The following is a 15,518-nucleotide window of genomic DNA, read 5'->3' as shown; positions in this document are numbered from 1 at the left end:
AAACCGCAATATCCAGCAAAGAGACCTCAAACTATGTACGTTTTTCTAGAGCAATTATAATAACAGTAGCAATGATCATAGCCATCCCAATTAGCCCTAATGCACTAAATTGGTTGCCTAACAAAGCCCATCCAAAGAAAGCTGCTGAAATCGGTTCAATAGATGATAAGATGGATCCTGGAACGGCGCCAATGCGTTTAACCCCTTCCAAGTAAGCATTAAAGGATACGATGGTCCCAAGAAAGACAACATTGAAACAACCAATAATAGTCCATACATCCCACATCGCATACGAATTAGGTTGATGGAACAATATGGCGGCAACAATACCACTGAGAAGCATACCAAATCCTACAATCGGCAAGGTTCCATATTTATATAGTAAATCTACAGGAGAAACACTATATACAGCGACCCCTACAGCAGATAGAAGTCCCCATACGAGCACTGCCAATGGGAATCGCTCCATAGAAAAGCCATCATTCCCCATCAAACAAACCGTACCTACCAAGGCCAGTATAACGGAAATAATTTCCCCTTTAGAGGGCCTTTTACCATAACGAGTTAGCATATAAATAATAATCATTGATGGCGCCAAGTATTGGAGTACCGTCGCAATACCAGCCCCTGCTAAAGCAATAGATTTAAAGTATGTATATTGGCATAAAGCCATGCCAAATACGCCAAAAACGATAAGGCCTGCTGTATCTTTTAAACTACGAAAGACATGGAAGATAGAATTACCATATTTAAACCATGCATAGATAACAGTCAACAGTCCTGCTGTAATTAATCGCATGGTGACTAGCCATTCCAAGTTCATATCCCTAAAGTTACTTAAGAACTGTACTGAAGCACCTGATACGCCCCATAAAACAGCACCTAATAGGGTTAGTAAGACACCTATAATTTCATATCGCTTCATAGGATTACTCGCCTAAGAGATCCACATGTACTTTTACAACAACCTTGCGGATTTTAATAGGCTTATCATTAACAGCTAATAGTGGTCTATGGATATCAGATGGGAAGAATACTGTATAGTACCCTTCTGGGCAATGGATTTGTCCTTCATCGACAGCTTCGTTTGGGTAGAAATAACAATCACGATCTGGATGAGACTCCACAGGCTTTACGAGGCCTTTATCTACAAAAAAGCCCATATTTTCTTCGCCGCATACCATGAATTGAATATCTACATAATTGCGGTGAGACTCAGGTTTTGTAGTTTCAAATAATTTTGTTTCTACATCGTCTACATTGGCGTACATCATGTCCCCTTCAATGGCATGACGGCCGCCTGACAATGCTTTCAAATCTGTATTTTTTAGGAAATCCAAAGCTCGTACGATAGCTTTAGGATACCCCATTTTTGTATAATCTGCAGTAATGCTAGAAAAAAACATATACGATCCTTTCCCGATATATGGAAATAACACCCGATACATAAGCAATTATATTATCTTAATGTTAGCACATATATACATAAAGGACTAGCAATTCTATTATTTCCACTGCTATTTCCACTGCATCTATATATACCAGTGATTAGGTTCCAATATTCTCCGTTATCGATTAAGCTCTATCCTAATCTATTTCAAATATAGTAAAAGCCCTCCATACGCTACATATATGGAGGGCTCGTGTAAAATACTATTCAAATTTATGACTTACGTCAATTGTTATGCTATTAAGTTGTTACGATATGCAATTATCTATTCAGTTGTAGTGATTCTAACTGTATTTGATACAGTACGTGGACATGGTCTTACTTTATTCTTGAGTCTTACGAGCAGCGATAATTTCTTCCGCTTGCTTATGTGGAACCTCTTCATAAGTATAGAACTGACGGTTAAATACGCCTTGTCCTTGAGTGATAGAGCGCAATGCAGTTACATAGTCGGCCATTTCAGCCAATGGTACTTGTGCTTTAACAACAGAAATACCTGTTCTTTCACTTTGTTCCATGCCTAATACACGACCTCGACGGCTATTCAAATCACCCATGATGTCGCCCATGAAAGCATCTGGTGCAAACACGTTAACTTCATAGATTGGTTCTAATAGGACTGGTTTCGCCTTAGGAATTACATCCTTGATAGCCTGTGACGTAGCTACTTTAAATGCTAACTCTGAGGAGTCTACGCTATGGTAAGATCCATCCAAGAGTGTCACTTGCACGCCAATCATAGGATATCCCGCAATTAAGCCTTTATCTAGGGTTTCTTTGGCACCCTTTTCCACTGCTGGTATGTATTGTTTAGGTACAGCACCACCAAAGATTTTGTCTACGAACGCAAATTCCGTACCATCATATAATGGGTCCACTTGAATCTTAACGTGACCATATTGACCATGACCGCCACTTTGTTTTTTATATTTAGACTCGGTTTCAGCAGAGCCTTTGATAGTTTCGCGGTATGGAATATATGGAGTCACAAGTTTAGCTTGTACGCCATATTTACGATCCATTTTGTTGAGGATATGCTCGAGATGAACCTCGCCCATACAATCGATTTGTAGTTGACGGGCCTCAGCATTTTTCACTACTACACAAGTAGGATCTTCTTCTGCCACTTTTAGAACAGCACTAGCTAATTTTTCCTCCTCACCTTTTTTCACAGGTTCTAATGCTACTGTGTATAGAGGTTGAGGGAAACGGATAGCATCGTATGTCACTTTAAAGTCAGGAGCAGTTAATGTATCGCCAGTCTTAGCATTTGCCAATTTCGGTATCACTACGATATCGCCAGCTTTAGCGGCAGATACAGGGATTTGTTGCTTCCCAATAAGGGTAACCATCTTGCCCCATTTTTCTTCTACGCCTTGATTTACATCAAAGAGGCGATCGCCTTCTTTTAGTTCACCAGAGAAGATACGTACAAAGCTTTGTTTGCCTGCGAATGGGTCTAACAATGTTTTAAATACGAATGCAGTTAAAGGTTTATCTACATGTACTACACATTGTTCGCCGGTTCCAGCATCAGTTGCGGTCATCACTTTTTTAGTTGCATCCGGCATGTAACGGATCATACGATCCAATACTTGATCTAGGCCAATACGAGATGTGGCACTGCCACACATGATTGGGCACACACGGCCACTAATCATCCCTTCACGCAAGCCTTGGCGAATTTCCTCTAAGGATAATTCTTCGCCTTCTAAATATTTTTCCAACAATTCATCGCTACCTTCAGCCGCGGCTTCTACGGTCATTTCCCGAATTTCTTGAGCCTTTTCGATAAGGTGAGCTGGTACAGCAATCTCTGTTGGTTGGCCGTCCTTGTAAGTAAACGCAGTCATCTTTGCTACGTCTACGACGCCTTCAAAGTTGGCGCCTTCACCGATAGGAATCTGCAATGGCATAATGCCTTTGCCAAATAATTCCCGCATTCTTTCAATAGTACCGAAGAAATCGGCACCATCCACATCCATTTTATTGATAAATGCCATGCGTGGCATTTGTAATTCCACTGCATAATCCCATGCGCGAACTGTGTCAGTTTCTACACCAGATGTGGCGGATAGTACCATCAACATACCATCGCACGCACGCAAAGCGGCACGAACTTCACCATGGAATTCATTATAGCCTGGAGTATCTACGAAGTTAACCTTATGGTCATGCCATTCACATGGAGCCATGCCCAATTGGATAGTTACGTTACGTTTAATTTCTTCAGGTTCAAAGTCCATAATATGTTTATTGTCTTGGCCTTTACCTACGAAATCAACCGCACCAGAGGTTAACAACAAAGATTCGACAAGAGCTGTTTTACCCGCACCATCGTGGGAAACAACAGCAACATTTCTAATTTTATCACTACTGTACTCTTTCATCGGAATCGCCTCCTTAATGGCAAATTACGGCTTTTGCTATTACATTTCGACACCCAAATAGAAAAGTCCTCTTTTTTCGAAAAAATTTATCAAAAAAAGAGGACTCTTTATTAATATTAATTTATATATGAGTATTATCTACCCACTAAAGAGGCACAGCCGCTAAGAAGCGCCATGAAAAGTGCCCAAATTATAGCGAAGATTATGGACGTTAAGATGCACGCAATGAATACTTTCATCTTCGAAAGCATTACTTGTGTTGCCATAAGTTCTAAGGATACCCAAATAGATATAACCAATAAGGCTATTGTTCCCACAAAATAGATAACACCAGCAAAGGCCCTACTATCGAATGCAAGTCCTAACATGCCCATTAAAACCAAGATTATCGTATAACCAATACTAAATAATAGTACCCCATACCCTTGTAGATACCAACTAACTTTCATAATCGCCTGTACATTGTCGGTACCACCCATCTTAGTGATAACCCAGTTGTATACATAGGAACCAATGGCCACCATCACAAAGGACCAGCCGATACTGATAAGCCATGCAAAGATGAACATAAAACTGGCACCGATACCGATTAAATAGGTTAAACCAGTAAATTCATTATGAGGGAGAAATGGAATTAACATAGTCCCAAATAAAGCCAATATAATATATGGAATAGCCCACAAGAATACAGTGCCCCAGAATCCTTTATTCAATGTCCCCGATTGTACAACTTGATCAATACCGCCTTTAAAAGGACTAGCAAACAACCGCCAAAAATCAGAATACCATTTCGTCTCCATAATACACCTCATGTAATGGGGCCCCATCTATATATAGGTAAAACTACCCCAAAACTTATAATAGGATCAATGAATTAAATACACAGAGAAAACTAAAACTCTCCCGTACGCTTGCCGTAGTGTTTGGAGTCACCATTTTGCTTCCAGCCAACGGTATCACCGATGGACATTACGCGGCGCGTTAAGCAGTCTTTACATTTATCTGCATTATCATCTACACAAGGTTTGTTATCATATAACAAATACTTGGCCCGATGTTCAGGGATTGTAATAATAGGCATCAAAATATTGGCACCTGCAGCAAGGCCTTTTTCACGGCCAAGTTTATACAAAGCTTGTAATGCTGTTGTAGCCGCAATATTTACGTCTTTTAAGAATAAACGTGTTAACGCAATCATCTTGAGACCCAATTGAATACGGCGCAATTTACCAGCTTCGTCATCAATTCCCATCGCTAAAGCCTCTTGGCCTAGCGGCGTATCGTGATGTACTACATAAGGCCCCATACCGATCATGTCAATATCCATGTCGCGATAGAACAAGATATCATTCACGAGATCTTCTTCCGTTTGACCAGGCAAACCAATCATGACACCTGTACCTACTTGGAAGCCTACGCGGCGCAAACGACGTAAGCATTCAACGCGCGTTTCAAAGGAGTGCAATTCATCTTGAGGATGAATTTTATGGTACAGTTCTTTATTTGTTGTTTCAATGCGCAATAAATAACGACTAGCACCGGCTTCACGCATGCGGCGATACGCCTCTTCGCTTTGTTCCCCTACGCACATCGTAATGCCCAGGGAACCATCGCCGATGGCTTTAATATCGCGAATAAGATCTACCACATAATCGACAAATATATCATCACTGCGTTCACCAGATTGAAGTGTAATAGAACCATATTCATGGTCATAGGCCCACTGCGCCATCTTGATGATGTCTTCACGATTCATATCAAAGCGTTCCGTCTTATCATTTTCACGACGGATACCGCAGTAATTACAATTCTTAATGCATCGGTTCGAGAACTCGATGAGGCCACGATAGTACGCTACAGGCTGTACATATTTTGCCTTTACTTCATAAGCCTTTTTATATATTAACTGCAACTGTTCTTCATCAGTTACAGACATGAGAAATCTTAGCTCATCCTCGGTTAGCCATTCATCGCCAACGAGGTCTTTTCCGAGAATGTCTTGCACTTGCAAACAATCACTTCCTTTCATAACGAACCGTCATCGATTCGCTTGGTATAGTAATGGAATCTATGTCAGTGACACAGGTAAACCCATTCACTTCGCGCGGCAAATCACACACATGTTGCACTTGTGCTGTTAAACATTCGTGAGCCATCACACCGCGACTCATTTTGGAGGACGTACTCATCTGTTTAAACGCATCGCCTCGTAATTCCCAAAATTCAACGGTTACCACCTTCTGATGGTTCACCATTTTGGCATATTCTTTAGATGCTAGGTTTAGGATCCAATCTTCCTTGTGAAAGTATGCATCCACAGTTTCCCGCCATATGTCGTATAGATTAATACCTACCTTATCAACCATATCAAGCCGATAATCGCGCACGCCCATCGTAGGCTCTACGACACCGTACAACGCAGACATCACAACAAGGTGGCTTTCACCAAAGGCCTTAGCCTCATTAGACAAGTTCTGCCAGTCTAAATATTTGAAAGCAATACCATCGTAGCTTTCACAAGCAATACCTACTGGCTGGGACTCAAAATCTTGATAAAAATCAAAGAGCGCCTGTGCCTTATCATCCTTGAGTTTCAAAGCCTTACCAAGGGCCGCCACATCTAGGGACTGCACATGTTTTACAATGTCTTGCGTAATGTGCGGTTGAAATTGACCGTCCTGAACTGCAGTATGTACTGCCTCATCATTGCCAACAGTAGTAATCGTTTTTGTCTTACTAGGAGAGAGGACGATTTTCATGGGATAATTCCGCCTTGATAGTTTCCTCTGTCAAATTGTCGATCAACTCAGGATTCCACAACATAAGAGGCACAGCCACTACATGACTAGCTTTCATTTCTTTACATAAATTAATGCATTCTTTAAGGTAATCAGAATCTTCATCTACAAGATCGCATACAATAACAACGTGACGACCTTTTAAATTTACACCTTCGTAGTCGATGCTGCCAGCAGATACTGTAAGCATGCCAGTTTCTAGACGACCTTCGCTCATGTCGTTCAAGCGAGACATTAGAACGTGTTCGAGCATAGTAGATACAGGTGTTACCACGCGACCAATGCCGATAAGAGCCTCAGGTTGGGCGTGAACAATAACTGTTTTCTTGCGTTTATCAGTTCTAAAATCAACGAGAGCTTTTTCTAAAGCGCCAAAGAACACGAATAATTGCCAAGGATCAAAAGAACCTGTTTGGAACATGTCGATAACAGAGCCATCCTCATCCATATTTAGGCGCGTTAATAATTCCTCTGCAATGTCGTTTACTACAACACTGAAATCAGATTGCATTGCATCTTGTACTTTTACTTCCTCTGCCATTAGGTCCTCCTAATTTCTATCTATTACACTGGTGAGGGAATGTTCCCTACAGGATTTATACTATCTTTAATTGTAACATATTTTATAGCCCACATGGGTATTCATAGATACACTTTTTACATAACAACTATACCAGTTATATGACAAAGTAATTCTAATAAAACAATGTTACATGATTAATATAATTTTATCATTTTTAAACACCTATTATACAAAAAAAGACCGCTAACACGGTCTTTTCCTATTACCCTACAATGAGTAGGTAAATATTCATTACAGTAACAACAATACCAATACCCCATAATAGTACATTCGTATATTTATGGTTCGCATATTGCCCCATCACCTTACGGCTACTCGTCATATAGAGCTGCAAGAAAATTGTAATAGGTAGTTGCAAACTCAAGAACATTTGAGAGATTAGCAATGCTTGGAATGAATCAGTAACAAATACAATCAACAACAATGCCGGAATGTATGTTAAAGCCAAGCCTAATCGAGTATGGAAGTCTTTCATATCGTAAGACTCACCAAACATGCCTGCAAATATACTCGCTCCAGCCATACCTGCTGTAGCAGAAGAGGCAAAGCCCGCAAAGAGCAATGCGATAGCAAAGATAGTACCTGCTGCAGGGCCAATGAGAGGTCGTAACAACTCCTCCGCCTGTTCAAGCTCTGTTACTTCAATGCCGTGAGTAAAGAACACTGCCGCCGCCAGTAAAATCATGGCGGAATTAATCATCCACCCAATCCCCATAGAGAATAAGGTGTCCAGGAATTCATAACGCAATTGGCGCTTCATTATAGAAGGATCTTGCGTGTTGAATTGCCGACTTTGGATGATTTCTGAGTGTAAGAACAAATTGTGAGGCATAATAACAGCCCCTAAGATACTCAAAATAACGAGCATCGATTCATTCGGAATCTTAGGATTTACCCAACCAATGCCTGCTGCCGCCCAGTCTACATTGACCATATTGACCTCAATGAGGTAGGCCAATGCAATAAGGGATACAAAACCGGCAATAATCCGCTCCAGTTTTCGATAGGAGTTTGTAATGAGCATAACAGTACATATAACGGCCGTTAATACACTACCTATCAGAAGCGGAATGCCAAAGAGCATTTTCAATGCAATAGCAGCGCCGATAAATTCAGCCAATGCCGTCGCCGCAGCTGCAATGCCCGCTGTACTCAACACAAATCGAGATACATAGGGAGGCAAGAATTCATAAGCACATTCGGATAAGCATTGGCCCCGTACAATGCCTAAATGAGCCACATTATGCTGCAATAGAATGAGCATAATTGTAGATAGTGTTACTACCCATAAAAGTTCGTAACCATAACTAGCACCGGCAGCTAGATTAGCCGCCCAATTGCCAGGGTCGATAAACCCTACAGTTACGATAATGCCAGGCCCTATAAATTTAAAGGCCTCGCTCACCTGGTGCTTACCATTTTGGTGAACAGTAAACAACTGTTTCTTTAAGAAATCAATCATTATAACTCCTTATTAAGGGTTATAGAGTAAAGGTCATCTCCGTTTGCATGCGAGCATCGGTTTTAGATTTTGTATCCTTACCACCGGTATAACGGATGCGCACATTATTATTTACTTTAACACGAGAATCATCAATTTTGAATTTCTTCATTTTTTCTTTGATTTGTTCATCTGTTAAAGCGCGCTCTTCTGGTTTTGCCACTTCATCATTAGCGCTATCTAAAGCCTCTTGTTGAGATTTAGATACTTGGTATGTTTTACCAGATTTCTTAGCTTTTTCAGCACGTTTTTCGTCTAATTTTTGACGGCGCTCTTGCGTAACCTTCTTATCACGAGCAATACGATAGTCCATTACATCACGCATATTTTCTTGATAAATGCGCAATGCATATTGACGATCGTTTTCGTTCATTTGCTCCCGTTTTGTTACCACCTCATCGATAAGAGGCATAAGCTCATCCTTTGTATAGCTTGTATTGCCATCAAAGACAAAACCATGTGTATCTGTAATAGCACCGTGTTTAATTAACGTTTGTAATGCCGTATACGTCCAATCACTTGGCGTAATTACACCTGCACTCACATGATGTTGTGCTTTACTAGAGCTACTAACAGTTTCTACATCAGCACTAACACCATCCACCATAGGACGTGCACTTGGAATAGCAATGCTTTCAGCATGAACAAAGCCAACAGAGGCAACAAGACATAATGTGCCAATACCGATAGCGCGACGAAGTAAATTCATGTGACGTGTATATTTTATATTCATAAGAGTCTCCTTAAAATTACATTTTATACAATCTATTATATGAAACCCCTTGTCATACGTCAACTCTATAACCTTACACGCCTGTATACATCAATATTTACAAGACCTTAAACTCATTTAAGTCCTTACACATTAAGGTCCATACCTAGTAAATATTACAATAAACAAAAAGACCTCACATCGCGTGATGTGAGGTCTCAGCATGGCGGAGGATTAGGGATTCGAACCCTAGCGACGGTAACCCGCCCTAACGATTTAGCAAACCGTCCTCTTCAGCCTCTTGAGTAATCCTCCATGCTTTACTGGGTAATCATATCATACCCAATAAGGCATTGTCAATCGTATTATTTCAACATAGATTCGATGAACCAGATTTGTTTTACTACTATATTAAATATAGTATTCTATATAGCCATCGGGGATTTTCTTTTCCTCAGTCTTACCGTTATTAGTACGACGAGGTTTACGGACATACATATTTTCTGGATCCGTTTCAAAAATAACCATGTCTTTCGGGATATCATGTTTAATAACAAGGTTACAACCGATTTTGGTACGCGCCCCAATGGTAATATCACCTAAAATTTTCGTACCTGTACCGATGAGTACTTCATCTTCAATAGTTGGATGTCGTTTTTCCTGTTTAGAGGACATGCCGCCTAACGTTACTTGATGGAACAGTGTTACATTATCACCTACGATGGCGGTTTCACCGATTACAACGCCCATACCATGGTCAATAAATAAACCGCGGCCTATCGTTGCACCTGGATGAATTTCAATGCCCGTTACGTGACGAGAATGTAATGCTACACGACGCGCCAAGGTTGGCCACCCCGCCTTATAGAGGCGGTGTGCAAAGAAATGCCAGAATAAGGCCGTAATATGTGGATACGTCCAAATAACCATCCACACACTTGTTGCGGCTGGGTCAGAATCCATTACGCGCTTTATATTATATTGAATTTTGCCCCATAATTCGCGCAAACCTTGCATCATAGTGACTCCATCTCAAATAACTCTACTCATATAATAATATATAGTATACAACATATGTGGTCTGTATTCCTATACATAAGATGTTTTATCTATGCGAAATCCGTTACTTTACATATTCGTTATTAGCAAAATCCAAAAGGGATAAATATTTTTCTACCCCATCTGGTGCAATAACCACTATATTCGCCTTTGGTTCTTCTCGTGCAATGCGCTTAGCTGCTACAATAGCTGCCCCCGCTGAAAGTCCAATAGAAACACCGCTTTCACGCATAAAGGTTTGTACTTCGCTAAAGGCTTCTTCATCGCTTACAGTTTGTACGCCATCCATCAAGCTTTGGTCGAAATTTTCAGGAATAAAGCCCGCACCAATGCCTTGAATTTTGTGAGGCCCACCCTTGCCTTCTGTAATGGCCGGAGATCCTGTTGGTTCCACTGCGATAGCTTTCAGATTCGGATTATGCTCTTTCAAACGTCTAGTAACACCTGTGAAAGTACCACCTGTACCGATACCTGCCACAAATACGTCTACATTCGGCACTTGCTCTACGATTTCAGCCCCCGTAGTACGGTAATGTATATCTGGATTCGCAGGATTTACAAATTGGCCCAACGTAAACGCATTAGGATATTTCTCTAAGATTTCATTGGCTCGTTCAAGAGCTCCCTTCATGCCCGTTTCTTTTGGTGTTAAGATGAGCTGTGCACCGTACGCTTTAATAAGTTCACGACGTTCTTTACTCATGCTTTCAGGCATAATAATTACAGTTTTAATATGTAAGATAGCACCCACCATGGCAAGAGCAATACCTGTATTGCCACTTGTAGCCTCTACGATGATACTATCCTCATGGATGCGGCCTTTCTCCTTGGCATCTTGTAACATACCAAGAACGGCACGGTCTTTCACAGAGCCACCTACATTATATTTTTCAAGTTTTACATAAATATTGGTATTTGGTAATTGATATACCGGAGTTTTACCAATCAGTTCAGTTGTTTGATTTGTTACTATGCTCATCTGATCCTCCCTCTAGCGACAGATGATAAAAATCGTCCTCAGGAATATCCCAAGGACGATATGTATTTCACCTTGTTACTCACTATACACTGGGTATAAACGTTTATGTATTCCGATTAATACAACCATACTCTAACACCTGAATCAATTCATTGTCAAGAGAATGAGAATAGCTTTTAATACCCTAAAAACACAGGAAATAACTAGGTTCATCTATTTACTTGTAAGCACGTCCACCACCACATCCCAAGTGATAGGCACGAATATGATGGCTAGCGCCAATCCAATAAAGAGAACGGCCCCCGCCAATACACTTAGGCGAGGAACTAAAGATATAACAACGCTCTTTGCCAAACCAGATGCTTTACTTAAGTCATGATGTAACGCTACATGGCCCCATAGGAAGCCTGCCATTACATAAGAAATAATATATGGATCTAGCAGTAGATGCGTAGACAGCTCATGATTTTCATGCATAATGCGGTTGATAACGGGTGAAACTAGTACATTTACTAGCATAGCTAACACCTTGAACCACACAATACAGATAATATATGTCCACAGGCTCCTCTTAGTCATCCAGAGCATGTATAGGAGTCCTATTATACTTGCCCCCAGCGAGCCCTTCTCGCGTTCCATGTATCGCTCCATCCAAGAGGGCTGCTCCTTACCCGCCTCTACTTGGCTGTAGTAAAAGGATAGATTTCTTTCACCATGGGCTATATCGACAAGTCCCAAAACTTGGAATAACACAAGCAAAAACAAGACCGCTACAACGATTTGGAAACTTTCACTAAAGAAAACATCCATAAAATCAACATCGAGATGGCCTATGTTCATAAGGTTGCCGTATATATCGTAAAAGGCTAGATATACAGCATTTGTTAGGAACAGGTCCATAACAAATAAGAGCAACACAAAGATAATATAGCCGTTCCATCGAGTCCATTTGCCTTGTGATTCTATATAGGTATTCGTCCCAACCATAATCGACGCAGGGTGTATAGACAAGGTCACACCAATCATAAAAAACATTATGAACGATGTGACCATTGTTAAATATTCGTATGCCATATTAACGGTATGCTACGCGCTCAGGCTGCATGTCGTGGAAATGAAGACGCTCTTTGGCAGTCTTTTCCCACTCCGTGCCAGGCTTGCCATAGTTTGCGTATGGATCGATGGACAAACCACCACGCGGCGTAAACTTGCCCCATACCTCGATGTATTTAGGATCCATCAACTTGATGAGGTCTTTCATGATAATGTTGATGCAGTCCTCGTGAAAGTCCCCATGATTGCGGAAACTAAAGAGGTATAATTTCAAAGACTTGGACTCTACCATTTTCTTATCTGGTACATAAGAAATATAGATTGTCGCAAAGTCTGGTTGACCTGTCATAGGGCACAAGCTAGTGAACTCAGGACAGTTAAACTTAACGAAGTAATCGTTATCAGGGTGTTTGTTATCAAACGCCTCTAACACCTGTGGTGCATAATCAGTTGGGTAATCGGTCTTGTGACCTAACATCGTTACCCCTTGTAACTCTTTTTCAGATCTGCCGGATGCCATAAGGAACCTCTTTCTGTAAACTCTATAACTCTATCTATAATTAAGATATATTAAATAATTCATGTAACACTTAATTATAGCATATTAAAAATCACCTATAACACTACATTTCCTTGCAATTCATCAAAGGTAAAAGCATATTCTTCCACACGCATAATCTCTTCCCAATCATTATTTAATAAAAGGGAGATATGGATTGTATCCTGTTCCTCAAATATATCTGCACCAACACAATAGCACGGAGATGCAAAAGAAATAATTTTACTTTCACTAGCATTTTCTAAGTTGATAAGCTGTAGCTGATTTTCACCAATCGCTAACAAATATGTATTAGATGCTATTAGTTGATAGTATTTAATAGAAACTACATCTGGAATTTCAATAACGCTTGTACCATCTATAATTATTATATTCCCAGAGTCATGACAGATTAATTTATTCTTTCTAAAATACATAACTATTCCATTATATCTATTTTGATACTCATTAAATGGATATTCATCAACAGAAGTAAGTTCTAGCACTGTAATTTTGAAGTCAATCAAATCTAAAGATACTACATTCTTACTCGTATCTATCATAATATGATCTTTACAGAAACAATGTAAGTTTGAGAAATATATATCTTGAAGATCATCAGGAAGCTCTATTAATTTAACCCCACTACTTTCAATGTCAACTAAACACAAAAATGCTTCCAACTTAAAAAGCATCCTATTATTAACGTAATCTATATATCTAGCTTCAGGATAAAACAGATTTTCATCTACCTTAATTCTTTTCACTTCATTCCATGAGGAATCCAACACAATAAGCCCTTGATGGTTATCATTTATTATGCTATATGGTCCTATTCGTTCTAACATATATATATCATTTTGGTTATATATACTCCGTATTGATTTTATAGGTTTCATGATTATTATCATATCCTTTCTTTGTATCAATTATATAACGACAACAAGCCTCAATAAACAAGCTCTTTTTCATAGATCACATTATGTTCTTCCTTCGATATTTAAATTGCATAAAATTTAAGTTTATAATAAAATATTCATATACATTTGGTAACGTTAATACATTCAGAATGATATAACACCTTATGGAGGTCCCTTATGAAATTGAAACAGCTTATTTTATCTAGCATCGCTGTAGGTGCACTAGCTTTCACATTTGGCACGGTACAACCTGCACAAGCAGCTATTGGCATGGAAAATCCTGGCCCAGCAATGAACCTTGAAAAACCTGCATCTGTTACAACTGCTCATCACATTAATGTAGATGGCAAAGTTGTAGAGCCTATCAATGGTCAACAAAATGTAATTTATGTAGATGGTCAACCCCTCGTAGCATTGCGCCAAGTATCTGAAGCATTAGGCTACAAAGTGGCTTGGGATGAGCCTACTAAAACAGCGTTGGTAGATATGAACATTGCTACATTAGCAATCCAACCAGACTCTGCTGAAGTAGTCCGCCATGGCAAATTAAAGATTATCAACCTTGATACATCTGAAACCTTCTTGCCTGCAGCTCGCAAAGTAGACGGCACAATCTTTGTAAAACCTCAAGTGTTCAAATTATTATTGAACGACGTGAAAATTACAAAGGATGAAATCTTCATCGCCCCTCAACGCGCACAATTGGCATCCACTACAAACACAGAGGTATCTCATAAGAATGAACTCAATACATTCTTACCACCATCTCAAGAAGATGTGAAGAAAAAAGAAGATCCAAAAGCTAAAGAAAAACCACTTATCAAAATCAAAAAATCGTTAGCCAAAGATACTGTCACAACAGATGAACAAACAACAGCTACAGAAGTATCTGAATACCAACGTGCTAATGGATTAGATCGATAAGTAGATCTATTAGATTGTTAAACAAATCTAGTACGTCGTTAACGCAATCTAGACACATAAAAAAGGTCCCATAAAGGGACCTTTTTTGTGTTATATGACCAAATCTAGTTATGGCTAAATTTAATTATACTCAAATCCAATTATTTGAGATTGAGCCTACTAAGTTGAGGAAACTATTTACCAAAACCATAGCGGTTAAGTGCCGTATTACCACTACCATATATAGCCATAATCTTCGCCATGAAATAATCAGCCACAGCTAAAGAGTATGCTGCAATATCATTGTAATCGGAATATTTAGGTGCAACATCAGTCACTTTAGTGCTATTAACACTAGCTTTAGGAGTAGTCAATTTATTTGTAGCAGGTGCAGGATCTGTAACTGTTACAGTAGAGCCCATAGCTGGATTAACATAACCTGTTGGAGTGGATACTGGTGGGCGTTGGGAGTCAGTATATTTATAGCCATAAGAAGCGTCCGCTTGTTGTGGCGCCAATGTAGCTACACCGAACGCAAGTACAGATGCAGCCAAAACGATAGATAATTGTTTAGATGCTTTCATAAAAACCTCCATAGCAAGTACTAAAAGAAATGCATTGTTATCAAAAAT

The 15,518-nt window shown here is 39.7% G+C and carries 16 protein-coding genes and 1 tRNA gene; 1 reads left to right on the top strand and 16 read right to left on the bottom strand.

Translation table 11 applies throughout. The annotated features are described in order from the left end of the window. Window positions 1–31: 31 nt before the first annotated feature. The 15 genes from ACWTVK_RS06670 to ACWTVK_RS06600 form a co-directional block, all read right to left on the bottom strand. A complete protein-coding gene (locus ACWTVK_RS06670; protein ID WP_456046349.1) occupies window positions 32–925 on the bottom strand; it encodes a DMT family transporter in 894 nt (297 codons plus the stop codon). Between the two features lie 4 nt (window positions 926–929). Next, window positions 930–1,406, bottom strand: a complete 477-nt coding sequence (locus ACWTVK_RS06665; protein ID WP_456046348.1) for a YhcH/YjgK/YiaL family protein — start codon at window positions 1,404–1,406, stop codon at window positions 930–932. 367 nt (window positions 1,407–1,773) lie between these two features. After that, the gene (gene fusA, locus ACWTVK_RS06660) at window positions 1,774–3,840 is read right to left on the bottom strand and encodes an elongation factor G (protein WP_456046347.1); all 2,067 of its coding nucleotides are present in this window, start codon (window positions 3,838–3,840) and stop codon (window positions 1,774–1,776) included. A 134-nt stretch (window positions 3,841–3,974) separates the two neighbouring features. Continuing rightward, window positions 3,975–4,640, bottom strand: coding sequence for a hypothetical protein (locus tag ACWTVK_RS06655; RefSeq protein WP_308522447.1), 666 nt, complete (start codon window positions 4,638–4,640; stop codon window positions 3,975–3,977). Between the two features lie 92 nt (window positions 4,641–4,732). Continuing rightward, a complete protein-coding gene (gene hydE, locus ACWTVK_RS06650) occupies window positions 4,733–5,869 on the bottom strand; it encodes a [FeFe] hydrogenase H-cluster radical SAM maturase HydE (RefSeq protein ID WP_456046346.1) in 1,137 nt (378 codons plus the stop codon). Beyond that, the gene (locus ACWTVK_RS06645) at window positions 5,856–6,599 is read right to left on the bottom strand and encodes a YaaA family protein (protein ID WP_456046345.1); all 744 of its coding nucleotides are present in this window, start codon (window positions 6,597–6,599) and stop codon (window positions 5,856–5,858) included. Before ACWTVK_RS06645 ends, hydE begins: the two co-directional genes overlap by 14 nt. Next, window positions 6,577–7,179, bottom strand: coding sequence for a hypothetical protein (locus ACWTVK_RS06640; protein WP_060925028.1), 603 nt, complete (start codon window positions 7,177–7,179; stop codon window positions 6,577–6,579). The genes ACWTVK_RS06645 and ACWTVK_RS06640 overlap by 23 nt, the downstream gene beginning before the upstream one ends. 244 nt (window positions 7,180–7,423) lie before the next feature. Further along, a complete protein-coding gene (locus ACWTVK_RS06635; RefSeq protein WP_456046344.1) occupies window positions 7,424–8,683 on the bottom strand; it encodes an Nramp family divalent metal transporter in 1,260 nt (419 codons plus the stop codon). 19 nt (window positions 8,684–8,702) lie between these two features. Further along, window positions 8,703–9,455, bottom strand: coding sequence for a hypothetical protein (locus ACWTVK_RS06630; RefSeq protein ID WP_456046343.1), 753 nt, complete (start codon window positions 9,453–9,455; stop codon window positions 8,703–8,705). 203 nt (window positions 9,456–9,658) lie between these two features. Continuing rightward, window positions 9,659–9,749: transfer RNA gene (locus ACWTVK_RS06625), tRNA-Ser, on the bottom strand. 96 nt (window positions 9,750–9,845) lie between these two features. Beyond that, on the bottom strand, window positions 9,846–10,454 hold the full coding sequence (gene epsC / locus ACWTVK_RS06620) for a serine O-acetyltransferase EpsC (protein ID WP_303939061.1): 609 nt from the start codon (window positions 10,452–10,454) through the stop codon (window positions 9,846–9,848). A 103-nt stretch (window positions 10,455–10,557) separates the two neighbouring features. Continuing rightward, a complete protein-coding gene (gene cysK / locus ACWTVK_RS06615) occupies window positions 10,558–11,472 on the bottom strand; it encodes a cysteine synthase A (protein WP_295869182.1) in 915 nt (304 codons plus the stop codon). Window positions 11,473–11,685: 213 nt separating this feature from the next. Continuing rightward, window positions 11,686–12,498, bottom strand: coding sequence for a hypothetical protein (locus ACWTVK_RS06610; protein WP_456046342.1), 813 nt, complete (start codon window positions 12,496–12,498; stop codon window positions 11,686–11,688). A gap of 49 nt (window positions 12,499–12,547) precedes the next feature. Further along, window positions 12,548–13,045 carry a preQ(1) synthase gene (gene queF / locus ACWTVK_RS06605; RefSeq protein ID WP_005387511.1) on the bottom strand — a complete coding sequence of 166 codons (498 nt, stop codon included), beginning with the start codon at window positions 13,043–13,045 and terminating at the stop codon, window positions 12,548–12,550. Between the two features lie 95 nt (window positions 13,046–13,140). Continuing rightward, a complete protein-coding gene (locus ACWTVK_RS06600; RefSeq protein WP_456046341.1) occupies window positions 13,141–13,911 on the bottom strand; it encodes a hypothetical protein in 771 nt (256 codons plus the stop codon). A gap of 249 nt (window positions 13,912–14,160) precedes the next feature. On the opposite strand from ACWTVK_RS06600, the gene ACWTVK_RS06595 reads away from it, so the two are divergent. Further along, window positions 14,161–14,907, top strand: coding sequence for a stalk domain-containing protein (locus tag ACWTVK_RS06595; RefSeq protein WP_456046340.1), 747 nt, complete (start codon window positions 14,161–14,163; stop codon window positions 14,905–14,907). A gap of 173 nt (window positions 14,908–15,080) precedes the next feature. On the opposite strand, the gene ACWTVK_RS06590 is transcribed toward ACWTVK_RS06595, so the two are convergent. Continuing rightward, window positions 15,081–15,470: a hypothetical protein gene (locus ACWTVK_RS06590; protein ID WP_456046339.1), complete on the bottom strand. Its 390-nt coding sequence runs from the start codon at window positions 15,468–15,470 to the stop codon at window positions 15,081–15,083. Window positions 15,471–15,518: the final 48 nt, after the last annotated feature.

The sequence above is a fragment of the Veillonella sp. Ser01 genome (genome assembly GCF_053850375.1).
Note: the sequence above shows the minus strand (reverse complement) of the source record. Positions and strands in the feature narration are given on the sequence as shown.